This window comes from Cupriavidus sp. SIMBA_020, from assembly GCF_046535395.1.
In the GTDB taxonomy this organism is placed as follows: domain Bacteria; phylum Pseudomonadota; class Gammaproteobacteria; order Burkholderiales; family Burkholderiaceae; genus Cupriavidus; species Cupriavidus campinensis.
The window spans coordinates 78,038-101,742 of the sequence record NZ_JAWRWU010000010.1; the positions used below are offsets into that span (position 1 = coordinate 78,038).

The 23,705-nt window shown below is 66.5% G+C and carries 20 protein-coding genes; 16 read left to right on the forward strand and 4 right to left on the reverse strand.

The features are described from left to right. Window positions 1-23: 23 nt before the first annotated feature. Window positions 24-479 carry a hypothetical protein gene (locus tag SB751_RS19240; protein ID WP_144201050.1) on the reverse strand — a complete coding sequence of 152 codons (456 nt, stop codon included), beginning with the start codon at window positions 477-479 and terminating at the stop codon, window positions 24-26. A gap of 435 nt (window positions 480-914) precedes the next feature. Beyond that, entirely contained in the window at window positions 915-2,288 is a 1,374-nt protein-coding gene (locus SB751_RS19245; protein ID WP_144201052.1) for an NCS2 family permease, read from the reverse strand. Window positions 2,289-2,619: 331 nt separating this feature from the next. Between SB751_RS19245 and SB751_RS19250 the strand changes: the two genes are divergently transcribed. After that, complete coding sequence (locus tag SB751_RS19250; protein WP_008646365.1) at window positions 2,620-2,823, forward strand: cold-shock protein; 204 nt, start codon at window positions 2,620-2,622, stop codon at window positions 2,821-2,823. Window positions 2,824-4,315: 1,492 nt separating this feature from the next. Next, window positions 4,316-5,410 (forward strand): replication protein RepA, encoded by a 1,095-nt coding sequence (locus SB751_RS19255; RefSeq protein ID WP_144201054.1) that lies wholly within the window; start codon window positions 4,316-4,318, stop codon window positions 5,408-5,410. 104 nt (window positions 5,411-5,514) lie between these two features. Here the strand turns inward: SB751_RS19255 and SB751_RS19260 are convergent, their stop codons facing one another. Beyond that, complete coding sequence (locus SB751_RS19260) at window positions 5,515-5,718, reverse strand: cold-shock protein (RefSeq protein WP_006159056.1); 204 nt, start codon at window positions 5,716-5,718, stop codon at window positions 5,515-5,517. A gap of 391 nt (window positions 5,719-6,109) precedes the next feature. Between SB751_RS19260 and SB751_RS19265 the strand changes: the two genes are divergently transcribed. Together SB751_RS19265 and SB751_RS19270 are read left to right on the forward strand one after the other, a co-directional pair. Then, window positions 6,110-6,766 carry an AAA family ATPase gene (locus tag SB751_RS19265; protein WP_144201200.1) on the forward strand — a complete coding sequence of 219 codons (657 nt, stop codon included), beginning with the start codon at window positions 6,110-6,112 and terminating at the stop codon, window positions 6,764-6,766. Window positions 6,767-6,771: 5 nt separating this feature from the next. Beyond that, window positions 6,772-7,800, forward strand: coding sequence for a ParB/RepB/Spo0J family partition protein (locus SB751_RS19270; protein ID WP_211942685.1), 1,029 nt, complete (start codon window positions 6,772-6,774; stop codon window positions 7,798-7,800). A 72-nt stretch (window positions 7,801-7,872) separates the two neighbouring features. Here the strand turns inward: SB751_RS19270 and SB751_RS19275 are convergent, their stop codons facing one another. Next, a complete protein-coding gene (locus SB751_RS19275) occupies window positions 7,873-9,468 on the reverse strand; it encodes a phage integrase family protein (RefSeq protein ID WP_410748299.1) in 1,596 nt (531 codons plus the stop codon). Window positions 9,469-10,060: 592 nt separating this feature from the next. Here SB751_RS19275 and SB751_RS19280 point away from each other — a divergent pair. The 12 genes from SB751_RS19280 (at window position 10,061) to SB751_RS19335 (ending at window position 23,681) form a co-directional block, all read left to right on the forward strand. Continuing rightward, the gene (locus SB751_RS19280; RefSeq protein WP_144201061.1) at window positions 10,061-10,951 is read left to right on the forward strand and encodes a helix-turn-helix transcriptional regulator; all 891 of its coding nucleotides are present in this window, start codon (window positions 10,061-10,063) and stop codon (window positions 10,949-10,951) included. A gap of 323 nt (window positions 10,952-11,274) precedes the next feature. Beyond that, on the forward strand, window positions 11,275-11,817 hold the full coding sequence (locus SB751_RS19285; RefSeq protein ID WP_244844462.1) for a DNA-binding response regulator: 543 nt from the start codon (window positions 11,275-11,277) through the stop codon (window positions 11,815-11,817). A 98-nt stretch (window positions 11,818-11,915) separates the two neighbouring features. Beyond that, window positions 11,916-12,218, forward strand: coding sequence for a hypothetical protein (locus SB751_RS19290; RefSeq protein WP_244844460.1), 303 nt, complete (start codon window positions 11,916-11,918; stop codon window positions 12,216-12,218). A gap of 302 nt (window positions 12,219-12,520) precedes the next feature. Next, on the forward strand, window positions 12,521-13,249 hold the full coding sequence (locus SB751_RS19295) for a phosphatase PAP2 family protein (RefSeq protein WP_144201063.1): 729 nt from the start codon (window positions 12,521-12,523) through the stop codon (window positions 13,247-13,249). Between the two features lie 36 nt (window positions 13,250-13,285). Then, window positions 13,286-14,692: an undecaprenyl-phosphate glucose phosphotransferase gene (locus tag SB751_RS19300; RefSeq protein ID WP_410748300.1), complete on the forward strand. Its 1,407-nt coding sequence runs from the start codon at window positions 13,286-13,288 to the stop codon at window positions 14,690-14,692. A 182-nt stretch (window positions 14,693-14,874) separates the two neighbouring features. Further along, window positions 14,875-15,117, forward strand: coding sequence for an acyl carrier protein (locus SB751_RS19305; protein ID WP_144201067.1), 243 nt, complete (start codon window positions 14,875-14,877; stop codon window positions 15,115-15,117). Next, entirely contained in the window at window positions 15,117-16,310 is a 1,194-nt protein-coding gene (locus SB751_RS19310; protein WP_144201069.1) for an acyl-CoA dehydrogenase family protein, read from the forward strand. Before SB751_RS19305 ends, SB751_RS19310 begins: the two co-directional genes overlap by 1 nt. A gap of 24 nt (window positions 16,311-16,334) precedes the next feature. Continuing rightward, window positions 16,335-17,300 carry an amino acid--[acyl-carrier-protein] ligase gene (locus SB751_RS19315; RefSeq protein WP_144201071.1) on the forward strand — a complete coding sequence of 322 codons (966 nt, stop codon included), beginning with the start codon at window positions 16,335-16,337 and terminating at the stop codon, window positions 17,298-17,300. Continuing rightward, window positions 17,301-18,281: a DUF1839 family protein gene (locus tag SB751_RS19320; RefSeq protein WP_149138553.1), complete on the forward strand. Its 981-nt coding sequence runs from the start codon at window positions 17,301-17,303 to the stop codon at window positions 18,279-18,281. Then, window positions 18,278-20,827 carry a glycoside hydrolase family 2 protein gene (locus SB751_RS19325; protein ID WP_313818651.1) on the forward strand — a complete coding sequence of 850 codons (2,550 nt, stop codon included), beginning with the start codon at window positions 18,278-18,280 and terminating at the stop codon, window positions 20,825-20,827. The genes SB751_RS19320 and SB751_RS19325 overlap by 4 nt, the downstream gene beginning before the upstream one ends. Window positions 20,828-21,207: 380 nt before the next feature. Then, on the forward strand, window positions 21,208-21,930 hold the full coding sequence (locus SB751_RS19330; RefSeq protein WP_092294220.1) for a Crp/Fnr family transcriptional regulator: 723 nt from the start codon (window positions 21,208-21,210) through the stop codon (window positions 21,928-21,930). An 86-nt stretch (window positions 21,931-22,016) separates the two neighbouring features. Beyond that, entirely contained in the window at window positions 22,017-23,681 is a 1,665-nt protein-coding gene (locus SB751_RS19335) for a hypothetical protein (protein ID WP_144201077.1), read from the forward strand. Window positions 23,682-23,705 lie beyond the last annotated feature (24 nt).

Sequence of the window (23,705 nt, forward strand, 5' to 3'; positions counted from 1 at the left end):
TTCCCCCGCACTCAACGTCGGTATCACGGTCTGGACAGACTGCGAGACTGTTCTTCGAGCACGCTGTCGTAATCACGGCCGGCGTGCAGTTGGTCGCGGATACGGCGGCGCACCATGTCCTTCTCGCGCATCAGGTCCACGCTGGGCGCTTCGGGCGACTGGCCGGAGTACTGGAAGTAAAGCGCCTTGTAGGTGAGCTGGCTCAGGATCCATTCCTGGAGCAAGGTGCGCTGGCGCGCGAGTTCCTCGGCCAGCATGCGATGGCGTTGCATCAGGGCCTCGACGGCCTGGCGCGTGCGTGGCGAAATCTCCGTGTCCTCGGCGAGCAGCACGGCGACTTCGGTGTCCGGGCCGCCTAGGTCGGCATCCCGTAGTGAAATGGCGGAAGCGTCACTGGCCAATGGCGCGCGGTGAATCGATCGACTGGCGGATGCACTGATGGGCCCGAATTCGGGACGCCGGATCTCTCCTGCGGTCATGATTTGTTCCCCGTTGAACAACACCCCCGGCACTGCGTACGATTACCACTGTCTACGTTTGGTTTTGAGCTGTCTGTTGTCTGCCACACGTGTCGGCCGTGTGGTCTGTTTATGACTTCTGTGATCTCGTGGTGGCCCCGCCGTCGCTGCAAGACGGTCTCGTTGGATGCCCTCGGCCGATGGCGGCCGCCGCGCGCGGGGCGCGGCCTCGACATAGGCCGGAGTCAAGAAAGGGCGCTCTCACGCGCCCTTCGTCTACTTCGCCTCTAGTTCAGTGCATTTGAGACGGTTTGTCCAGCCCGAAGTGATCGTTTTCATTCATGTCTCATACTTTAGTGTGAGATCAGAATCGCACGCCGCAGGCGACCCATCAGGTTAATGAGCGCTCACATTTGACGCAGAATCGGGTACGCCATCGGGCGGATGCGGGCGGATTCAATGCCCCGGCAGGTAATAGAACTTGAACAGAAACACGGCGGCGATGATCCACGCCATGACCGGCACCTCGCGCGCGCGGCCGGTCAGCAGCTTCAGCACCGCGTAGGCAATAAAGCCGAACGCGACGCCATTGGCCACCGAGTACGTGAACGGCATGCCGAGGACGGTGAGCACGGCGGGCACGACTTCGGTGACATCGGTCCAGTCGATATCGACCAGCTCGCGCAGCATCAGGCAGGAGACGTAGAGCAGCGCCGGCGCGGTGGCATAGGCCGGCACCGTGCCGGCCAGCGGTGCGATGAACAGGCAGGCCAGGAACAGCACGGCCACGGTCACGGCGGTCAGGCCGGTACGGCCGCCGGCCTGCACGCCGGACGCGCTCTCGATATAGGCCGTGGTCGACGACGTGCCGAGCAGCGAGCCGGCCATGATCGCCGTGCTGTCGGCCATCAGCGCCCGATTGAGCCGGTTCATCTTGCCGGCCTTGAGCAGCCCGGCGCGGTTGGCCACGCCCATCAGCGTGCCGGTGGCATCGAACAGTTCGACCAGGAAGAACACCAGCACCACGTTGATGATGCCGATGGACAGCGCGCCGGCAATATCGAGCTTGAACAGCGTGGGCGCGATCGACGGCGGCGCCGAGAACACGCCGTGGAAGGTGTTGCCGCCGAACAGGAAACTCAGCACCGTGGTGAGCAGGATGCCGATCAGGATCGCGCCCTTCACCTTCAGGCGGTCCAGCGCAACGATCACGAAGAAGCCGATGATGGCCATGATCGCAGGCGGCTGGTGCAGATCGCCGATGGTGACCAGGGTGGCCGGGCTGGCCGCGATGATGCCGGCGTTCTTCAGCGCGATGATCGCCAGGAACAGTCCGATGCCCGCCGTGATCGCGCCCCGGATCGCATGCGGAATGCCCTTGACGATCATCTCCCGGATGCGGAACAGCGTGACCAGCAGGAACAGGCAGCCGGAGATGAACACCGCACCGAGCGCCGCTTCCCACGGCAGACCCATGCCCTTGACCACCGTATAGGCGAAGTAGGCGTTGAGGCCCATGCCCGGCGCCATTGCGATCGGATAATTCGCAAAGAGCCCCATGATCAGCGTGCCGATGGCTGCGGCCACGCAGGTGGCGACGAACACCGCGTCCTTCGGCACGCCGGCATCGCCAAGAATGCTCGGATTGACGAAGATGATGTACGCCATGGTCAGGAACGTGGTCACGCCGGCCAGCACTTCGGTGCGCACATTGGTGTTGTGCTCGGCCAGGCGGAACAGGCGCTCGGCGAGGCTGGCGGGGGCCGGGCTGGACTGAAAGGCGGGCGCGGCATCGCTGCCCGGCCGCTCGGCGGGGTCCGGTAGGGACATGTGGGGGTCTCCTGGATCTGTTGCGCGTCTGCTGCGGCTCGGCTCGCCCGGCCCGGGGCGGCGTCAAGGGCTGCATGACAGACAATAGGCAAAAGGCAGGATGATCCCATAGGCCCACGTGACGCTGCCAGCCCCTGCCGGGGAATCCCCACCTTGACGAGGCGGCGAATCCCCCGTATAAACCTCAGCTAGATTCAAGCGACGAGGCAACAGTTCATTCGTTAGCCACCGTTGGTACTTCGGTTGTCCATGGTGTCCTTTCCTTGAGTTGGCAGTGCGATGGTGTGTGCACCATCGGTTTCTTTTTTATCTTTTTTTGGAAAGCAATACCATGCAAACCGGTATCGTCAAGTGGTTCAATGACGCCAAGGGCTTCGGCTTTATCAAGCCGGACGCAGGCGGTGATGACCTGTTCGCCCACTTCTCCGAAGTGCGCGCCGACGGCTTCAAGTCGCTGCAGGAAAACCAACGCGTGTCGTTCGAAGTCAAGAACGGCCCGAAGGGTCTGCAAGCTGCGAACATCACGCCGCTGTAAGCCAAGGTAGCTCCGGCACGCCGCAAGGTGTGCCAGCACCGAAAAGAGCCCCGCCATCACTGGCGGGGTTTTTTTTCGCCTGTTTTTCGTCGGATCAGGCTTCCTGGTCGTCCGGCTTCGCTTTGATGTGGTTCTTCCTTCGTACCCTGCGCAGTCGCGCCGCAGAAACGGGTACGCCTTCCTGACTGATCTCCGCAGAAATGGGTACGGTCGGCGGCGGATTGCCGCCCTGGCCTCCCGCATTCGCACGCAGAAACGGGTACGCAGTTCGTCCGCTCCCTCCCTTCGCTTAAGGCACCACCCCACTGTCATAGGCCGACCGAGGCCGGATTTCGCGTCGAGTTGTCCCCGCAGAATCTGGTACGCGGCAATTTCTCGACGTATGCGGCCCATCCCAGCGATTGGGACGCAGAAATGGGTACGCTCTTCGATGGCACCCGGGACGGACAGCATCAATGTGCTCGCAGAAACGGGTACGGGCGCCCACGATACCGGTGATGTATACGTGTCCGGCCGCAATGCGGAAGAGCGACATGGCGCAGAAACGGGTACGGCATGGATATCTCGTCGCAGCCACGTATACGTTGAGAGTGAGCACTGGCTTTTACTGGAAGGCAGTGGTATAGTTGTGCTGCTTCTGCAGGCTGACGCATTGCGCCTCCGGTCCACGCAGATTTGGGTACGCTCCCGGAGATTGTGACGAGCAGAACCAGCGCAGAAATGGGTACGTTTGCCGGCGGCGCAGCAAAGTGATGTCATTCCGCAGAATTGGGTACGCCGCAGAAACGGGTACGCACAGGATGTGGTCGGCCCCGAACCTGCCCAGCGCAGAAACAGGTACGTTCTAGGGCGTCGAGTCCGCAGAATCGGGTACGCTTGAGCCATCACGCAGCCCGCCCGCGCACCCATTTCTGCGGGGATAACACGGTTGTTCACAGGGCTTCCGAGCAGGGAAGCGGTCGCCGAGCACAGGTCACGCAGAATCAGGTACGCTTTGGGCGCGTCCCACTGTGGAAAAGCCTGTGGGATCAGTGAGTTATCCCCGCAGAATCCGGTTCGCGCTTTCCGCTGAAACGGGTTCGCCCAGTCGCAGATTCGGGTTCGGGGCTTCGCAGAATCGAGTACGGTTCCACGCAGAATCGGGTTCGCTGGGCGTTCATTTTCCTTTTGAAATCAAGCCCGTTTTCCCTCCGTATACGGTTTACAAGTAGTTAACCCGTATCGGTATCGTTTACTTGTAGTTGATGTGCCGCCAACCGTGGACAACCCTGTCGGGTTGCCCACCGCATGCCGGACATCCTGCCAATCTTGAGAAACCCGAAACCTCAAACAGATCGCCTGCAAACAAGCTGGCGGTGTGGCACCGCAACCGCAGGCAAGACGTCAACAGCGCTCGGCACCGGAAAAACACAAAGAACGTATACGTACCTGTTTCTGCGTGACAACGTTTACGGGTTCGCGTAAAAAGGCGGGTAATCCGAAGCCCGTCAATATGCCCATCAAACGCTCCCTGGCCACCGAGGGGGATCGCTCCGTCCTGCAAGGGGATCACGAGCCTTCCCGCATCATCGTTCCCGGAAACGAGAACGTCCTGGTTCCGTCCGAGAAATTCCAGCGCCTCTTCGACGAGGCTCAGGCGATGGAGCGCGAGGACGCCTGGCAAAGCGGCGAGGTGGGCTTCCTGAGCCGCGCCAGCGTGCAGGTGACGTTGCCGTATCGTGCTCCCAAAGGCGCGCCGCCCGTGTGGACGCGCACCAGTGGCAACATCTCGCTGATGATCCAGCCGGGCTACTTCACGCAGCAACGCTCCGAGCGGGCGGCCAATGGCCGTCAGAAGCTCGTTTCCGAAACTGTTTCGCTAGGGTATCCGTACGGCTCCTATCCACGCCTGATGCTTGCCTGGATTGGCAAGGAGATCATGGCGAAGAAGAAGCGCGGCGAGTTTACGGGCACGGTCGAGGACCGCCGTATCTCACTGGGTAACTCGCTGTCCGAGTTCATGTACAACCTCGGCATTCCGATGGCGACTGGGGGCAAGCGCGGCACGATGACGCTGGTGCGCCAGCAGATGATCCGCCTTTTCTCGGCAACGATTGCGATCGTGCAGAACAAGTCGACGCCGACGCCCAATCAAACGCCGAATCACGAACCCTTGTCGATCGATCGCGTGGGCTACCTGCTGGCCGACCAGCTGTCGACGTGGTGGGATCCGATGCAACCCGGCCAGGGCTCGATGTTCGAGAGCTTTGTGGTGCTGTCGGAGCCATTCTTCAACGAGCTGGTAAACCGCCCGGTGCCTGTGGATATGCGTGCGCTCAAGGCGCTCAAGCAGTCGCCGTTCGCGCTCGATGTCTATTCATGGCTGACATACCGGTTCTTCACGATCCAGCGCCGCACCGAAATCCCGTGGGAAGCGCTGCAGATGCAGTTCGGCACGGAGACCGAGAGCGAGCGCAAGTTCCGCGCACTGTTCCGCAAGGCGCTCAAGGATGTGCTGGTGGTCTATCCGGGCGCAAAGGTGGATGCTGATTCGTCGAAGGCCCTGATCCTGCAGCCGTCACGCACTAGCGTTCGCAAGCTGGCCTGAAGGCGATCTGACCGCCGGAACGAAAAAGGCAAGCGACGAGCGCTTGCCTTTTTCTTTACCGTTCACGCGCTTGCGCACGTGGCGGGGCGTTCAGTGAACCAGGGTCAGGCGGGCTTGATCGCCGATGCCTGCAGACCCTTGGGGCCCTGCTTCACTTCAAACGTCACACGCTGACCATCCTTCAGGGTCTTGAAACCCGAGCCCTGGATTTCCGAGAAGTGCGCGAACAGATCTGCACCACCGTCGTCCGGGGTAATGAAGCCGAAGCCCTTGGTCTCGTTAAACCACTTGACCGTACCGGTTGCCATAGGAATTTCCTTTCGAAGCAAGTTCTTGTACACAACGCAAACAACCGTTCAAGCACGTTGAGGTCTCGTAGATACCGAACGGAAGCCAACGAGGTTGACACGACTTGACTCGACTGTAGCGCGCATCATAACCAGTTTGTTCTGCTGTGTCATGTGCGGGGTAATGCGCACTATCTTTACTTTAGGCGGATTCTCTGCCTCATTTCAAGAGGAAATATCCCCGAATTTAGGGTAAGCCGTGTTTACCCTTCACCGTGACGGGCTGGTGCGACGTTACGACACATAAAATTTGAATAATGAAAAATGGGTTGTAGCGCACTGCCGATTTGGCTACAGTTCCGCCTGTAGAGAACTCGTCATGTGCGCTTTCAGCGCTGAAAGTGAGGCCAGTGTGGCAGCAAAAATCATTACCGTGTTCAACCAGAAAGGCGGCTGTGGCAAGACCACGGTGAGCATGCACCTGGCTGGCACGCTGGGCCTGCGCGGCGCCCGTTCCATGCTTGTCGATATGGACGAACAGGGCACCGCCACCCGTTGGGCCGCACAGGCGAGCGATGAGCGCCCGTTTCCCGCTTCCGTGATCGGCCTGGCGCCGTCCGGTGGCGCGATGCACCGCGAAGTCCGCAAATTCATCCACGACTACGACTACATCCTTGTCGACTGCCCGCCCGCCGTGCATTCGGCCGCGCCGTCGAGCGCGCTCCTGATTTCCGACCTCGCGATTATCCCGGTCGTCCCGTCCCCGCCCGATCTGTGGGCGGCCGTGGCGGCGAAGACGCTCGCGCAGCATGCCCAGGTCCAGAATGAGACCCTGCAGATCCGCGTCATGGCCAATATGGTCCAGCGACGCGTCTCAATCGCCCGTCAGGCCATCGAGATCCTGGGCGATGACGGCGATGTGCCGCTGCTGAATGCCATGATTGGCTCGCGCTCGGCGTTCCGGGAATGCCAGGCCATTGGCTGCACCGTGCACGGTGTGCCGGGTGCCCGCGAGGCCATACAGGAGGTTGACATGATGGTCGACGAAGTCCTGTCCCTGATCGAGTAATTCCCATGGCAACAAAATTGAAGAGCCTCAAGGCTGGCATGCTGGCCGGCATGGCGGCGGAGAAGACCCGCAACGACACGATGGATCGCTTCGCGAGGGCGGAGGCAGCCATCTCCCAGCATCCGAACGGGTTGCTCCAGACCCAACGCGCCGAGCGTCTGCCGGTTGCCGAAATCCAAACTTTCAGCGCTGAAAGTGTGGAACCGTCGGAAACGGGCCGCACGCTGATCAAGATCCCCATCGCGCAACTGCACGACAATCCTTTCAATGCGCGTCGAATTTATGATCCCGCAGTGGTCCAGGAACGTGCTGCGTCGATCGCCACGCATGGGCAGAAAACACCTGGTCTGGCGGCGCCAGACCCCGTGCGTCCCGGGCACTACATCCTCATCGACGGTCACTATCGCAAGCGTGCCCTGGCCTCCGCCGGCAAGCTCGAGATGGAATGCTTCATCGAGAGCGACCTCAGCGATCTCGATTTCTACCGGCTGTCGTTCCTGCTCAACGAGCAGCGCTCGGACCAGTCCGCGCTCGACAATGCCATCGCCTGGCGTCAGTTGCTGGACGAAGGCAAGGTTCAGAAGGAGGAGGAGATCTGCGAACTGACCGGTATGTCGGCGGGCACGGTCAACAAGACCCTGGCGCTGCTGAAGCTGCCGGATTCAGTGCTTGGCGTGATGCGCGAGCGACCGAGTGCCATCGGGATTGCCGCCGGCTACGAGCTGACGCTGTTCTGCAAGATCGCCGGCGAGGACCGCACGCGTGACCTGGCAACGCGCATCATGAACGACGGCCTGTCCAGCCGCGAGGTCGAGGCGATCCGTAAACAGGCGCAGGAAGGGAAGTCGCGCAAGGTCAAGGAGATCAGCCGGCAGTACAAGATTCGGACCGAATCGGGCCAGTTACTGGGCACGATCAAGGAGTGGGATTCGGGTCGGGTAATGCTCGATGTTCAGCTGTCCGACCGCAATGCCCGGGAGGACCTGCTCGAGGTACTTAAGGCACGCTTTGGACTGGATAAAACGCTACTCTGAGTTTTTTGCAGTCGCTTCGCTAACTCATTGTTTCATCGAAGATTTGGATCGCAGCAAAAGGTACGCTCGGGGTCATTTCGGGGCGTCCGGCAGCGGGCGCCCGGCGCGCGCCAGGAGGCGCGGCGTGAACCCGATTTCGGGCAGTTCGCGCCCCGCCGCGAAGCGCTTCCAGGTGCCCCGCAGCAACTGGTCCAGACCACTCGCGGCGTAGCCCGCACCGTCCTGCGCCTGCTTCGCGCGACCCCGCTTCGTGGCCGGAAATTCGCTCGGCGCGAGCAGGGCAGCATTGGCGTTCCAGCCGGCTTCCACCTGAATCCCCCGATCGGCCCAGTGCGCACGCAGCGCCATCCAGACATCTTCATCGAGCCGCAACCCTGAATCTTCGGATTCATTTTGTGCCCCGGACAGCAGCCGCGCGCTGCGCCCGGCCAGGCGGACATCCCCGAGCCGCATCGCCGGCAGCGCCGAGATCCGCACACCGTGCCGATGCAACAGCAGCGCCGTCGCTCGTGCCGCCCGCTGCCTAGGGGAGGGATCTGCCGTCCCAAGCCAATCCAGGAAATCCTCGACGACACCGGGCGGAAGCAAATTCGAGCGATTCGTTTCGATGGATTCCGACGCAGCAACGGGTACGCTACCGGCCAACACAGCCTGGCCACCTTGCCGCAGCCCCGACCGCGCCATGGCCCGGAGCAAGGCCCGAACCACGCGCATCGACGCCTCGATCGAACTTGCGCCAAGCGGCCCTTCGAATGGCCGCCAGAGCGCCCGGTCCCGGGCACCCGCCGGGCCGCACCAGAAGCTCGCCGGCTGCGGGTCGGCCAGGAAGCTGCGGTAGCGTGCCAGGTCGTCCGCCTCCAGCGCCTGGACCGACCCCCGCTGTTGGGCAACCCATAGCAGCAGCCGCTCGGCCTCCCGGCGGTAGCTCCCGGCCGTGTTCGGGGAGCCGCTGCGGCGAGCCACCCAGTCGCAAATAAACCGCAGGTCATCCCCTAACGAGATCGCACCGGGGTAGTCAGGCGCGGGCGTCAGCATGTGTTCGAGCGGGATAGGATCGCGCATCGCCGGCCCCAGCCGCGCAGGCACCAGCGCAGGCCGGTCACGATGTTGTGATGGTGGCATCACATATGGGCGAACTGCTGTGGCAATCTCCAACTGCTGCTGACGCAGCCAGCGTGTGATGATTTCGGCGGATTGCTGCCCGATGCGTGGCACGGCACGCCACCAGCTACTGCCGCGCTGGTTCGCCAGATCGGTCAGGTCGGCGATGGTGCGTACGCCCCCCGTGGCCAGCCGGCGGGCGAGGCTGGGGCGGAACCACAGCGACACCTGATGCCCGGGCAGCGGCCGGCCCTGGCCGAGCCGCTCGATGGACGACAGCGCGTCCACCCGGCGCGTCATCCCGGCGTCAGAGCGCCCGCGCAGTGCCTCGAACATGGCCGCGATATCGGGCCGGTCATGCTGGAGCGCGAACTGCACCAGCCTGTCGCGCAGCGTCAGGATGCGCTGCACCGCCTGATGCTCGGTCAGCACATCGTCATCGTCCGGATCGAGCAGGTAGCGATTGGCGATATCGACTGGCCGCATGCCCTGGGCATAGGCCCGAACCACGGCAAATTCGGTTCGGGTGAGCTTGGTGGCGGCCAGCGTGTCGGGATCCGTGCTCATGAAGAAGGGACGGTAAGTGCTTGAGTTATAACAGTTCTAGCGGAGTGCCAATCCGTACCAGGCACTTTTGAATATCAAAATGCAATGTAAATTATTTTCGATGGGAGGCCAAGCTGCCTCTATCGTCCTCGCCTATATAGATGGTCGGAGATCGGAGGATGGGGATGTGAAGCATACGTGGCAACCATCCAGGTCATACGCGTGACGTATGGAAAATAGTCGCCAAAAAAAGCGCCATATAACGCACTTTGTGCCGTGAGCGACCTCGCAAAAACCCAACGCGGGAAAACCCCCGCAATGCAGCATTTGCTTGCAATCACTCGGCGTGCTTCCTATGCTGAACACCAGAATTCAATTTAATTTGAATCTGAGTTGCGAAGCATCTAACGCGTGAATACGCGAAACGGGGCGGTAGGCATCCTCCGAGGGAGGGCCGGCAGGACAGCAGCGAGCCAGGACGGGAAACGCTGCAGGGCTCAGGAGGCGATACCTATCGTATGGGCGTGCAGCCGTGCCAAAAGCGGAGCGTGTCCAATCAGCGCGCAGTGGATTGTACGCGGCATCCGCGCGCGCCAATAAGAAGTGAGCGGCCATGGCCACCATCCTGTTGCTCGAGCCACATCCTTTGCTACGCCTTGGGCTGCGCCACCTGTTGGCACAGGCGCATGTTCCCGGCGATCTGGTCGATATCGATCCCCAGTCTCTGCATGAACCGGATCCGTGGACGCACCACGCCGATCTGCTGATCTATGGCCTGCCCGCCGATGCGGAAGCCGGCTGGCTCGGCCTTGCCGGCCTGTGCCAGCGGCTGGAGCCGCAGCGCGTGCTGGTGCTGGCCGAACACGTGCCGGCACCCATGCCCGAATTCGGCCTCCCGGAGACCGTGCGCGGCCTGCTGGCGAAAGCCTGCTCCGCCGAGGCGCTCGAAGCCGCCATCCGCCTGGTGCTGGCCGGGGGCGAATGCTTCCCGTCGCCCATCGCCGTGATGCGCGGTGCCGAGGCGGCGGCCAATCAGTTTGCGCAGCCTGGCCAGCCGCTGCCCGAGGTTCACGCCGCGTCGGTACCGGTGCCGGCGGCCCATGCGGATGGTCGCGACGGCCGCCATGCCGCCGCGCCGATTGTCGTGCCGCTGCATGGTGTGCCGAGCCACGGCCCGCAGTCGCACGCCACGCCGCTGGAAACCCCGACGGCGGGCGCCCATCTGCTCAATATCACCGAGCGACAGTACGAGGTGCTGGCCCTGCTCGCGCGCGGCTATCCGATCAAGACCGTCAGCCGGCTGCTCAATATCTCGGTGGCCACGGCAAAGACCCATGCGTGCACGCTCTATCAGCGCCTGCACGTGCGCAACAAGGGCGAGGCAGTCTACGTCGCGCTCCAGCGCGGCGCCACGCTGAACTGGCCGGGGCCTGTTGTGACCGCGCCGACCTCGATCCGTACGTCCGCCGTCCTGCAGCCCCGGGAGGCCTGTGAGGCCGCCTGAGCGCGGTCGCGCGGCCTGCCACTCGCGTCCCCCATCTGCCGGCCCGCCCTCATCCGAAAGCATGAGGCGGTGACCGGCTGCGCTTGCTAGCGTTATTGCAGGCCGATTTGCAGACCGATTTGCGGACTGCGTCACCAGACGCGTGTCGCCACCGTCATCCATCCCCTGCCTGCCATCTGTTGCCTTCCCGGCTGCGCCTGTCGCGCGGGCAGGCGGTGCGTGTGCCGTTTGGCACGCGTTCAGTGAACCGACGTCCGATCACCGTCGCGCCAGCGGTAAGCAACGCCGCGCGGTGCAGACGCCCAACAAGCCGATCTCTGTCGATGACGACCTACCTGATCGCCAGCAACGAAATGATGTGCCGCATCCTCGCCAGACGCATGGAGGGGCAGGACATCTCCATGCCCGTGCGATGGCACGCGCCTGACTGGCTGCTCGACACCCCGGATGCGAAGACGCGCGCCGCCACCATCGACAATCCGGACGCCTCCGAAGCCGTGCCGGACGCCCCGGTGGACATGGCGGTCGTTGACTGCAGCGGCGTGGAGGGCGACCCCCGCGCGCTGCTGGACCGCGTGCGCGAACAACTGTCCCCGCGCCGCTGGCTGGTGCTGTCCGACTCGCTCGATGCCGCGTTGATGGTCTACGCCGCCCAGATCGGCGCCAGCGGCTGCCTGGCCGTGCCCGCCCCGATCGAACTGGTCTGCGCCGCCGCCGCCCTGGTCTGGGCCGGCGGCCAGTGCTTCCCGCGCGCGGCCCTGGCGATGCTGCGCGCCCAGCCGCGCCATGCCGGCGCAGCGCCCGTCTCCCACCTTCACCCCTACCCCCACCCCCACTCCGCTGACGGCACTACGGCAACCGGATGAAGGCGCGGCCGCGTCGCGCGACCTATGCTTGCGAGAAGTCCACGGTCTGAAGCCGGTGCCTTTGAGAGGCCGGCCGCCGTGGCCACGCAGGGGGTCGTATGGAACGGGGCGTCAATATCCTGGTCGTGCATGGCTTTGCCGTGCGCGAGGGCCGGGGCAAGTGGGCATGTTGTTTCGAGATTCGGCTCGCCATCGCAGGAGGCGGGCCGTTGTTGTTTCGGGGCGAGCTGCATGGCCGGTGCTTTGCCACCGAGGCCGCCGCCGTGCTCGCCGCGTGCGAGTTCGGCGAGCGGGAGGCTACCCGGCACATGGCCACCGCGCGCGCGATGATCGCGGCGGACGACGACGAGGCGTCGCGCCAAAAAAGAAGCCCGCCGACCGGGGGACCATGCGGGCTTTGAAATGACGCCGTCCTGGACGTGCGCCATTCATGTGACGATAGCCAAACGCGGGCAAGGGGCGTATTGGCCAGAAGCATCACGCGCCGCATGGGGCGCACGCCGCCGCCGCCAGGCTCCACCTTCCCGCGCAAACGCATGCCCCGCGCCGGGCGCACGCCCGGCGGCGGCGCGCCGCGCGGCGCCGTCTCCACCTTCTGGCTGGTTGAGGCGGCTGAACATTGCGTCGCACACTGCGGGCGCGACGGGGCGAACCTCCGTCTGCCGGCCTAACCCCGTCATCCTTTTCTGTGAGCTGCCGCACCATGTCTGCCTGGCCCCTTGTCTCGCGCGTTGGCGAAAGCGCACTGCTCATGCCCTGCGCGCTCGTCGTGTTCGCGTGGCTGCAGTCGGGCCGTGCCCCGCACGACCGCGCCAACGCCGTGCGCTGGGCGCTCACGCTCGGCTGCGCCGTCGCGCTGGTCGTGGCCAGCAAGCTGGCCTACATGGGCTGGGGCATCGGCAGCCGCGCCTTTGATTTCACCGGCATCTCCGGGCACAGCACGATGGCGGCCGCCGTGCTGCCGGTGCTGGCGCGGCTGCTGGTGCCGGAGCGCCATCGCACGATGGCGGCGCTGGCCGTGGCGGCAAGCGTGGCGGTCGCCATCGTGGTGGGGGTGTCGCGGCTGGCGCTGGAGGTCCATTCGCCGGCCGAGGTCGTGGCCGGGCTGGCGCTGGGCTTCGGCGCCAGCGCCACCTTCCTGGCATGGTCGGCCCGGCCGCTGCGCGCCGCGCCGCGCGTGGTGGCGGGCGTCGTGCTGCTGCTGGCGCTGGCGGCGCCGCATCCGTCCGTGAGCCTGCCGACGCATGGCATGCTCGAGCGCATCGCCAGCCATCTCGCCGGCCGGGAGGAGCCGTACCGGCGCGGCGAGTGGCACGATGGGCAAGGCCGGCATGAAGCGCGACAAGGACGGGCCGCGGCGCTGACCGGCGATGCCGCCCGCTGTGTGCGCCACCAAACAGACCCGCCCGCCCGGCAGCACGACGATACCTGACAGGGTGGCCCGCTCCGCCCCGGCAGGAGAACCAACATGTCAGCAGTGCGCGCCTTCGTCGCTGGGCGACAGGGAACCTTCCAGTACCTGTACCGCGTGACCGACGCCCTCATCATCGGCGCCACCGGCTTTGCCATCGGCGAACTGGTCTTCCCCGGCGGCCTGCGCGGCGCCACGCCGGTCCACGGCTTCCTGACCGCCTTCTGCGCGCTGGGCGCGCTGCTGATCTTTCCCGCCTGCGGCCTGTACGGGTCCTGGCGCGGACGCAGCAAGGCAGGGCTGGCCGTGCGCGTGCTGGCGGCCTGGAGCGTGGTCTGCCTGCTGGCACTGGTGTCCGCCTTCCTGCTGCACCAGGTGGCCGGCGTATCGCGGCTGTGGTCGGTGCTCTGGGTGGCGTGGTCGGCGGTTGGCCTGGTGAGTTCGCGCGTGGTGCTCTACGGCACCCTGAGCAGCGTGCGCCAGCAGGGCATCAACGCCAAGCGCGTGGTGATCCTCGGCTACGGGCCGCTCGGGCACGACATGTTCCGCCGCGTGGCGCAGATTCCCGGCGCCGGCTACGAGGTGGTGGGCATCTACGACGAAGCCGGCACCGACGACCTCCCCGAAGGCGTAGCCCCGCTACGCTCGCTCGACCAGGTCTGCACCTTCGTGCACGCCCACCGCGTGCGCGAGATCTGGCTGACGCTGCCGATGGCGGCCTGCCGCGACCTCTACGACGTGGTCTTCCACTTCCGCAACGACCTGGTCGACATCCGCTGGGTGCCGGACATCATGTCCGTGGAGCTGCTCGGCCATCGCTTCTCCGAATTCATGGGCCTGCCCGTGATCGACCTCAACAGCCCGCCCGACTCGGGCGTGACCGGCCTGGTCAAGGCCAGCTTCGACCGCGTGTTCGCACTCGCGGTGCTGCTCGGGCTGTCGCCGCTGCTGCTGGCCATCGCCCTCGCCGTGCGGCTGTCCTCACCGGGTCCGATTCTGTTCCGGCAGGCTCGGCTCGGCATGGACGGCCAGCCGTTCCACGTCTTCAAGTTCCGGTCGATGGTGGCGCACACGGACGCCGGCGTGACCCAGGCCGCGCCCGGCGACCCCCGCGTGACGTGCGTGGGCGCCTTCCTGCGCCGCACCAGCCTGGACGAGCTGCCGCAGTTCCTGAACGTGCTGCGCGGCGAGATGTCCGTGGTGGGCCCGCGCCCGCATGCCATCGAGCACAACGAGCTCTACAAGGGGATCGTGGACCGCTACATGCTGCGCCACCGCGTGAAGCCCGGCATCACGGGCTGGGCGCAGATCAACGGCTGCCGGGGCCGCACCGACACGGTGGAGAAAATGCGCCGGCGTACCGAGTTCGACATCTTCTACATCCGCAACTGGTCCTTCGTGCTGGACCTCCGCATCATCGTCCACACCGCCGTCTATGGCTGGACCGGCCGGGACGCCTACTGACGACTGACGACCGACCCAGCCCGGCAATGTGACCTCTCGCGCGTGCCCCAGGGCGTTTGTTGGACACCGCACCGAAGCCGTACCCCCGCTGCGGCCCAATGGCACCGTGAGCAGGAAACGATCCGAAACAGGCGCCCGGCAAGGCCAGCGCCACACCCTGCCTTCTGACCAGGAGATACGCCATGAAGGAAACCATCCGACAGATCCTTGCCGAAGTGGCCCGCCTCGACGTCCCCATCGAGACGCTGGACGATCAGGCCGACCTCTACCAGGCGGGCCTGTCGTCGCTGGCCACGGTGCACGTGATGCTGGCCCTCGAGAATGCGTTCAACATCGAGATTCCCGATCACATGCTGACCCGCCAGCTGTTCAAGAGCGTGAACTCGCTCGCGGCGGCAGCCTCGCAACTGCAGGAGGCTGCGTGATGAACCCCGTTCTCGCCGCGGTGGACCAGGCGTCGCCGCATCCCGCGCCGGCGGACTCCGCCACCCTGATCGCCGCCGCCCAGGCCGCTGCCGCCGTCGCCGCCACGCATGCCGATGCGGTGGACCGCGACGCGCGCTTTCCGGACGAAGCCTTCGTCACGCTGCGCGAGCACGGCCTGCTCGGCGCGATGATCCCGACGCACCTCGGCGGCGCCGGCGCCACGCTGGATACCGTGGCCGCCATCTGCCGCGTGCTGGGCGGCGCCTGCGCCGCCACGGGCATGGTCTACGCGATGCACCAGATCCAGGTGGCGTGCGTGCTGGAGCACGGCATGGGCAGCCCGTGGCACGAGCGCCTGCTGTCCCGCGTGGCCGGCGAGCAGCTGCTGCTGGCCTCGGCCACCTCGGAGGAAGCCATCGGCGGCGCGCTGCGCAACAGCGGCTGCGCAGTCAACGCCGAGGGCGAACGCTTCCACCTGCTCAAGATGGCGCCGACGATCTCGTACGGCGCGCACGCCGACGGCATCCTGATCACCGCGCGCCGCAGCGCCGACGCCGCGCCGTCCGACCAGGTGCTGGTCTGTGCGCTGAAAGCCGACTACACCCTCCAGAGCCTGAACACCTGGGACACGCTGGGCATGCGCGGCACCTGCAGCAACGGCTTCCGCCTCGAAGCGGCGGGCGATGTGGCGCAGATCCTGCCGGTGCCGTTCGGCCAGATTGCCGACGAGACCATGACGCCGGTGTCGCACATCGTCTGGAGCGCGCTCTGGCTTGGCATTGCCGGCGACGCCGTGCAGCGCGCCAAGACCTTCTTCCAGGGCCAGGCGCGCGCGCGTCCGGGTTCCATGCCGCCGTCCGCGCCGCGCGTGGCGGAGGCCGTGAGCCTGCTGCAGATGATCGAAGGGCGCCTGGACCTCGCGCTCGCGCACCAGCGCGAGCGGCATGTGGCCAAGGCGGTGTCGTCCTTCACGCTGGCCGCCGAGATGAACGGGCTGAAGACGGCCGTCTCGACCATGGCGCTGGACGTGGTGCAGCAGGCGATGCTGGTCTGCGGCATGGCCGGCTACAAGCACGGCACGCCGTTCAGCCTGGGGCGCCATCTGCGCGACCTGTGGTCGGCGCCGTTGATGATCAATAACGACCGCATCCTGTCCAACACGGCCAACCTGCTGCTGGCCGACCGGACCTGAGAGCAGTCGGAACAAGGAGCTTCCATGGACGCCCAAACCGTAACGGCAGACGCGCACGCCCTCGGCGGAGCCGGTGGCAGCGCTGCCGCGCCCACCTTCCTCGAACAGCTGATCGAGGCCGGGCTGCTGATTCCCAGCGGCGTGCTCGGGCTGTATGGCCGCAGTGAGACCTTCGAGGCCATCGCCGAAAGCCTCAACCGCATGGTGAAGCGGCTGGGCGAAGACCACCACGCCGAGACGCTGCGCTTCCCGCCGGCCATCGGCCAGCACGACTTCGAGACCAGCGAGTACCTGAAGAGCTTTCCGCAGCTGGCCGGCACCATCCACAGTTTCTGTGGCGACGACCGCGGCCATCGCCGCCTGCTGGCGCGGCTGGAGGACAAGGAAGACTGGACCGACCAGCAGCAGCCCACCGGCGTGGTGCTGACGCCGGCCGCCTGCTATCCGGTGTATCCGGTCATCGCGCGGCGCGGGCCGCTGCCGCCCGAGGGCAAGATCATCAACGTGATGTCGTACTGCTACCGGCACGAGCCCTCGCTGGAGCCCACGCGCATGCAGCTGTTCCGCCAGCACGAGTTCGTGTGCATCGGATCGCCCGAGCAGATCATCGCGTTCCGGGAGATGTGGATGGGGCGCGGGCAGGCCGCCGTGCAGGCGCTGGGCCTGCCGATGGAGCTGGACGTGGCCAACGACCCGTTCTTCGGGCGTGGCGGCAAGATCGTGGCGGACAGCCAGCGCGAGCTGAAGCTCAAGTTCGAGTTGCTGATTCCGGTGAACGACGGGCTGGGACCCACCGCCTGCATGAGTTTCAACTATCACATGGACCACTTCGGCGCGCTGTGGGACATCCGTACCGCCGATGGCGGCACGGCGCACACCGGCTGCGTGGGTTTTGGCATCGAGCGTCTCACCTTGGCGCTGCTCAAGCATCACGGGCTGGATCCGGCCCGTTGGCCGCAGTCGGTACGGGATACGCTCGGAGGCCAGTAAATGTACGGTGACGGCAGGCTTCGGCCGCGGGGCGGCCCGGCATTGCATGGTGGCAATCCGGTGTGGGCACACGCCAACCGCCATATCGATCTCTGGGTCGAGCTGCTGCATGGATGGGAACTGGAACCCGTGGCGGCCCTGCCGTTCGCCGTGACACAGGATTTCGAGGGCGACCAGTTCACGCTGGCGAGCTTTCCGCCCGGCGATCTTGAGCGCCTCTACGGCATTCACACCCACGAGCTGTCCACCTACGACAAGCTCGAGACCCACGTGGCCGCGCAGACCTGCCGGGGCAACGTGGTGCTGTTGGAGGTGGATGGCTTCTACCTGCCCCAGCCGCCCAATGCCTACCGCCGCCAGCACACGCGCTCGGCCATCGGCATCGACGTGCTGGTGCCGGAGGCCAACGCCGTGGGTTTCTATCATGGCGATGGCTACCACACCGCCAGCGGGGACGACTACGCGGCCATCTTCCGCCAGGCGAGCATCGCCCCCGAGTGGGAGGCGCCCGCGTTTCCCCACGCCGAGGTCGTGCGCCGGCGCTTTCCGGCGCAGGCGGGCGAGGCGCTGGTCGCGGCCTCGCTGGAACTGCTACGCCACCACCTGGCCTGCCGGCCCCGCCAGAACCCCATCACCGCGTTCCGCAGCGCCTTTCCCGGGCACCTGGAGCAGCTGATGGCGCGCGGCGAGCCCAACTTCCAGGTCTACGCGGCCAGCGTGTTGCGTCAGTTGGGCGCCAACTTCGAGCTGCTGGGGCGCTATCTGCGCTGGCTCTCGGAACACGGCCAGCCGTTGCCGGATGCGATCTGCGAAGCCTGCTACACGATGGCGTCCGAGGCGATGGTGATGCAGTTCCGCCTGATGCGCGCCGTCATCAGCCACAAGCCGGACCCGTGCCAGGACTGCCTCGACCAGCTCGAACTGTCGTACGAGGGCACCGTGCCGGCGCTGGCCGCCTATTTCGGGGAGACCGTCACATGACCGCGCGTGATCCGGAACCGGCGCTGCAACCCGTCCTGTGGGCCGGCGTGGCCGTGGGCGATGCGCGGCTGGAGGGCGACTGGACCTTCCTGGAGACGCTGGCCGGCGCGGCCACGCATCCGCGCGAACTGGGCGAGGACGGGCACTGGCTGCCCGCGCCGGTGCCGGGTACGGTGGCCAGCGCGCTGCGCGCCGCCGGCCGGTGGGACGATTCCGCCCCGCCGCCGCTGCACCAGCACGACTACTGGTACCGGCTCCATTTCGCCGGCAGTGGCCGCCGCGTGCTCCGCTGCAACGGGCTGGCCACGCTGGCCGAGGTCTGGCTCAACGGCGTGCAGGTGCTCACCACGCGCCATATGTTCGTGGCGCACCAGGTGGCAGTGCAATTGCAGGGCGCTGACAATGTGCTCCATATCTGCTTCCGCGCGCTGCATCCGTGGCTGCGCACGCAGCGCGGCGCGGTGCGCTGGAAGCCGCGCATGATCCAGCCGCCCACGCTGCGCGCGGTGCGCACCACGCTGCTCGGCCACATGCCCGGCTGGTGCCCGCCCGTGCACGCGGTGGGCCCGTGGCGCGACATCGAGCTGCTGCACCCCGAGGGCGCGGATGTCGCGCATGGCGCGCGCGCCGTGCTGGCGGGCCATCTCGATGGCCGCGACGGCGTGGTGGCGCTGCAACTCCACTTTCCCGGCCCGGCGCCGATGCAGGGCAGCTTCCGGGCCGAAGGGGCCGATGGCGGCGTCTGGCAGGGCGAGCTGCGCCGCGTGGGCGCGCACTCGCTGGCCGGCACCCTGCGCGTGCCCGATGCCCAGCGCTGGTGGCCCCATACGCACGGCGAGCCGGCGCTGTACCGCGTGCAGGCCGAGGTGGGCGGCCACGCCATCCCCTGCGGCCAGACCGGCTTCCGCACCATCACCGAAGACCGCGACGGCGAGCCCGGCGCGTTCGCGCTGCGCGTGAACGGCGAGCGCGTGTTCTGCCGGGGCGCCTGCGTTTCCAGCCACGACCTGCCGGGTCTGGCCGACACCGACGAAGCCGTGGCCAGCTGGCTGCAACTGGCGCGCGACGCCGGCGCCAACATGGTCCGCGTCAGCGGCGTGACCTGCTATCCCGGCGAAGCGTTCTACCGCCAGTGCGACGCCCTCGGCCTGATGGTCTGGCAGGACTTCATGTTCGCCAATTTCGACTATGGCAGCGAGACCAGCGCCACGCCGGCCCTGATGGACGACGCCGCGCGCGAGGTGGCCCAGTGGCTGGCCGGCACGCGCGCCCATGCCAGCCTCGCCGTGCTCTGCGGCGGCAGCGAGGCCGAGCAGCAGGCGGCCATGCTCGGCACGCCGCGCGGCGCGTGGCGCCAGCCGCTGTTCGACACCCTGATTCCCGCGCTCGTGGCCGAACATCGCCCCGATGTGATCTATGTGCGCAATTCGCCCAGCGAAGGCGCCTGGCCGTTCCAGCCCGATACCGGCATCACGCACTACTACGGCGTGGGCGCCTACCAGCGCCCGCTGGCCGATGCCCGGCTGGCCAACGTGCGCTTCACCTCCGAGTGCCTGGCCTTCGCCAACGTGCCGTGCGCGCGCACGCTGGCCGAGGCGGGCCTCTCCCAGCCGCTGCACGACCCGCGCTGGAAGGCGCGCGTGCCGCGCGACGCCGGTTCCGCCTGGGATTTCGAGGACATCCGCGATTTCTACCTGCGGGCGCTGTTCGAGGTCGATCCGCCCCGCCTGCGCTACGAGCAGCCTGCGCGCTACCTGGCGCTCTCGCGCGCGGTGGTGGCCGAGATCATGACCGACGTCTTCAGCGAATGGCGCCGCGCCGGCTCCACCTGCATGGGCGGGCTGGTCTGGCAGCTGCAGGACCTGCTGCCGGGTGCCGGCTGGGGCATCGTCGATGCGCGGGGCCGGCCGAAATCGGCCTGGCATGCGCTGCGGCAGGTCTGGCAGCCGCTCCAGGTGCTGATCACCGACGAGGGCCTGAACGGGTTGCACGTGCACGTGGTCAACGAATCGGCCACGCCGCGCACGGTGCAACTGACCTTCCGCTGCCTGCGCGATGGCGAAATCGCCACCGTGCAGGCCACGCAAACGCTCACGCTGGCCCCGCGCGAGACGCGCCGGCTCGTGGCGGCAGAACTCATCGATCACTTTTTCGATTTCACCTACGCCTATCGCTTCGGCCCGCCCGCGCACGACGTCGTCCTGGCCACCCTGCACGACCCGGCCGCCAGCAACGCGTTGCTCAGCCAGGCGGCGTACCTGCCGGACCGCCGCGCCGCCGCGTTGCGCGCGCCAGGGTTGAGTGCCACGGTGGATCAGGTGGATGGCGTGTGGTGGCTGACCGTCAGCGCCCGGCGTTTTGCGCGCTGGGTGCATATTGAGGACCATGCGTTTCGCCCGGAGCTCGACTGGTTCCACCTCGGACCCGGGGAAGCGCGCCGTATCCGCCTGATGAATGAGGGAGGGGGAGGAGGTGGGGGAGACGCCATTCCTTCAGGCGAGATCTCCGCCCTGAACGCCGAGCGCCCGCTCTCCTACGACGCCTGATCTCATCCTCTCAACCCCTGCCCGCTGCGCCATATGCGGCGCGGCAGGGCGGCATATCCGCAGGGCCCGGCCCGTCGCGCGTCATCCCCGTCTCTCCGCCGTTTGCCTCCCTCCTTCCCTCCCAAAGCATGACCGCCGCACCAGCCGTCTGCCTACTGTCGATTCTGATCTGCATGGCCCTTAATAGAGTCAACAACGAGATAGCAAAACCGGGGCCCGCGAGGTGCCGGGGGTAAAGAGGGTGGCAGCTACGGGGCTGCCAGAGATCGCCAGAAAACGCAAACGGGTGGAGCGGCGAGATCGGGTCACAGCCTGCATGGAGATTGCCATGCGGGGTGGAGGACCGATGCTGCTCCCGGGTCAGAGGGAGGAGAATCACCATGATTACGCATCGGTCAGACTTGCATGTCAATCACCTGCTCAACGCGTTGCCGCGTCACGAATGGGAAACGCTCTCGCGGCATTTCGAACTGGTCCGGCTCCGCGCCGGTGAGCTACTGACCGACTCGGGCCAGCGCATCGTCCACGTGTACTTCCCGACCACGTCGGTGGTTTCGCTGCTGTCGCTGCTCGAGGACGGCGCCACGGTGGAATTCGCGGCCGTCGGCAACGAAGGACTCGTCGGCATTCCCGTGGTCACCGGCGGCGACACCATGCCGAGCCGCGTGGAAGTGCGCAGCCCCGGCTTCGCCTATCGCATCCCCGCCCGTGCCCTGCGTGCCGAACTGGCCCACATGCCCGCCCTGCAACGCGTGACCCTGCTCTATGTGCAGGCCGTGCTGACGCAGATCGCGCAGACCGCCGCCTGCAACCGCCACCATTCGCTCAACAAGCAACTGTGCCGCTGGCTGCTGCTGGCGATCGACCGCATGAGCTCCAACGAACTGGTGATCACGCAGCAGGTCATCGCCAACATGCTCGGCGTGCGCCGCGAGGGCGTAACCGAAGCGGCCGGCAAGCTCGAGGACCTGGGCCTGATCCACCACAGCCGTGGCCATATCACGGTGCTGGACCGCTGCGGGCTGGAGAAGCATTCCTGCGAGTGCTACAAGCTCGTCAAGCGCGAGTACGACCGCCTGCTGCCGGCGCTGGTGCAAGCCTGATTCCCGCCAGGGCGATGCGGCGCGGTGTGATGCCGCGCCGCGCGCATTCCTGCCGAAGGATCCTTGCGCCAACCGGAGAGCCCGCCATGACGGTCACCTCGCTTGACCTGCCCGAACTCGATGCCAAGCCGGGCGGCGATGCCCAGGCAGCGGTCGTTCCGCTACGCATCGGCCTGCTGCTGGACAGCCCGCAGGCGCTGCACCACCTCTACCAGCTCGTGCTCTGGGCCCGCAAGCAGCCGGCCCTGGCCATCACCCATTTGATCGTGCACGCGCCCGTGCAGGGCGGTACCCCGCCGTGGGACCGCATGCTCGCGGCCATGCTGCGCGGCCTGATGCGGGCCGAAGGCATGGTGCTGCGCCGCACCTATCGCGGCCACCTGACCCGCCACGACCTCGCGCGCTCGATTCCCGAGCGCCTGGACATTGCCGCGCCCATGCCCGGCGCCAACGGCCACATCCAGTTCGACGTCGCCGCGGTAGACCAGGTGCGCGCCCTCGGGCTGGACCTGCTGCTCGGCTTCGGCCCCGCCACGGTCGATGCACGCATGGCGGCCGCCGCGCGCATCGGCACGCTATGGATGCGCTATGGCCGGGGCGGCGTGGCGCCAGCCGCCGGTTTCGACGAATGCCGGCACGCCGAGCCGGCCACCGGCTTTGCCATCGAACGTATCGACGGTACGCGCCGTGTGCTGCGCGCGGGCCGGGTGGGCACGCGTGTGAGCTACCTGGAAAACCAGGCCCACCTGTACCGCAAGGCCGATGTGCACCTGCGCGCGTTGCTCACCGGCATTGCTACGACGGGTACGCTGCCCTCGCCGGCCGGCGCGCCGGTTCCCGGGCTGGCCCGGCCCCGTGCGCGCGACCTCCTCGGCTACGCGGGCCGCCTGTTCAAGCGCGCGGCGATCAAGGGCACCCAGCGCGCGCTGCGCATGCGGCGCAAGTTCGGTATCTCGATCCTGCAAGGCTCCTGGCGCAACGCCGACCTGCGGCAGGCCGTGGAGGTGACCGCGCCGCGCGGCCGCTTCTGGGCCGATCCGTTCCTGTGGACCGGCCCCGATGGCCGCGTGGTCTGCTTCGTGGAGGACTACCGCTACGCCACCGGCCGCGCCCATATCTCGGCGCTGGAGATCGTCGGCCATCGCGCGGTGGATCTTGGCGCGGTGATCGTGGAGCCGTACCACATGTCGTTCCCCTACCTGTTCGCGTACGAGGGGGCGCTGTATATGTGCCCCGAATGCTCGGGGTCCGGACAGATCCGCGTCTATCGGTGCGCCGAATTCCCGCTCAAGTGGGAGCTGGCGGCCGTGCTCATGGAAAACGTCTCCGCCGCCGATACCGTGCTGTTCCCGCGCGACGGCAAATGGTGGCTGCTGACCAGCATGGACCCCGCCGACGTGAAGGACCATTGCAGCGAGCTGTACCTGTTCTCGGGGCCGTCTCCGCTCGGTACGGACTGGACGCCCTGCGCGGCCAACCCGGTGCGGATCGACCCGGCGGGCGGGCGCAACGCCGGCCTGATCATGGACGGCGGACGCATCTACCGGCTGGCGCAGCGCCAGGGCTTCGACCGCTACGGCGAAGGGCTGATCGTCAACGAGGTGCTGGCGGTCTCCGACGAGGCGTACCGCGAGCGCGAGGTGCGCCGCATCGACCCGGACTTCGGCCGGCGGCTGATCGGCTCGCACCACATGACCAGCACCGGCACGGTCACCGTGGTGGACCACGTGCGGCGGGAGTTTGTGTTCTGAGTACCGTGGGCGCCCGGCTTAGGG

Coding starts and splice junctions, on each gene's coding strand:
- SB751_RS19260 (WP_006159056.1), bottom strand. CDS start 5,718: ATGGCAACCGGTACGGTCAAGTGGTTTAACGAGACCAAGGGCTTCGGC.
- SB751_RS19325 (WP_313818651.1), top strand. CDS start 18,278: ATGACCGCGCGTGATCCGGAACCGGCGCTGCAACCCGTCCTGTGGGCC.
- SB751_RS19275 (WP_410748299.1), bottom strand. CDS start 9,468: ATGAGCACGGATCCCGACACGCTGGCCGCCACCAAGCTCACCCGAACC.
- SB751_RS19330 (WP_092294220.1), top strand. CDS start 21,208: ATGATTACGCATCGGTCAGACTTGCATGTCAATCACCTGCTCAACGCG.
- SB751_RS19335 (WP_144201077.1), top strand. CDS start 22,017: ATGACGGTCACCTCGCTTGACCTGCCCGAACTCGATGCCAAGCCGGGC.
- SB751_RS19310 (WP_144201069.1), top strand. CDS start 15,117: ATGAACCCCGTTCTCGCCGCGGTGGACCAGGCGTCGCCGCATCCCGCG.
- SB751_RS19280 (WP_144201061.1), top strand. CDS start 10,061: ATGGCCACCATCCTGTTGCTCGAGCCACATCCTTTGCTACGCCTTGGG.
- SB751_RS19315 (WP_144201071.1), top strand. CDS start 16,335: ATGGACGCCCAAACCGTAACGGCAGACGCGCACGCCCTCGGCGGAGCC.
- SB751_RS19270 (WP_211942685.1), top strand. CDS start 6,772: ATGGCAACAAAATTGAAGAGCCTCAAGGCTGGCATGCTGGCCGGCATG.
- SB751_RS19250 (WP_008646365.1), top strand. CDS start 2,620: ATGCAAACCGGTATCGTCAAGTGGTTCAATGACGCCAAGGGCTTCGGC.
- SB751_RS19285 (WP_244844462.1), top strand. CDS start 11,275: ATGACGACCTACCTGATCGCCAGCAACGAAATGATGTGCCGCATCCTC.
- SB751_RS19240 (WP_144201050.1), bottom strand. CDS start 479: ATGACCGCAGGAGAGATCCGGCGTCCCGAATTCGGGCCCATCAGTGCA.
- SB751_RS19255 (WP_144201054.1), top strand. CDS start 4,316: ATGCCCATCAAACGCTCCCTGGCCACCGAGGGGGATCGCTCCGTCCTG.
- SB751_RS19245 (WP_144201052.1), bottom strand. CDS start 2,288: ATGTCCCTACCGGACCCCGCCGAGCGGCCGGGCAGCGATGCCGCGCCC.
- SB751_RS19305 (WP_144201067.1), top strand. CDS start 14,875: ATGAAGGAAACCATCCGACAGATCCTTGCCGAAGTGGCCCGCCTCGAC.
- SB751_RS19300 (WP_410748300.1), top strand. CDS start 13,286: ATGTCAGCAGTGCGCGCCTTCGTCGCTGGGCGACAGGGAACCTTCCAG.
- SB751_RS19295 (WP_144201063.1), top strand. CDS start 12,521: ATGTCTGCCTGGCCCCTTGTCTCGCGCGTTGGCGAAAGCGCACTGCTC.
- SB751_RS19320 (WP_149138553.1), top strand. CDS start 17,301: ATGTACGGTGACGGCAGGCTTCGGCCGCGGGGCGGCCCGGCATTGCAT.
- SB751_RS19290 (WP_244844460.1), top strand. CDS start 11,916: ATGGAACGGGGCGTCAATATCCTGGTCGTGCATGGCTTTGCCGTGCGC.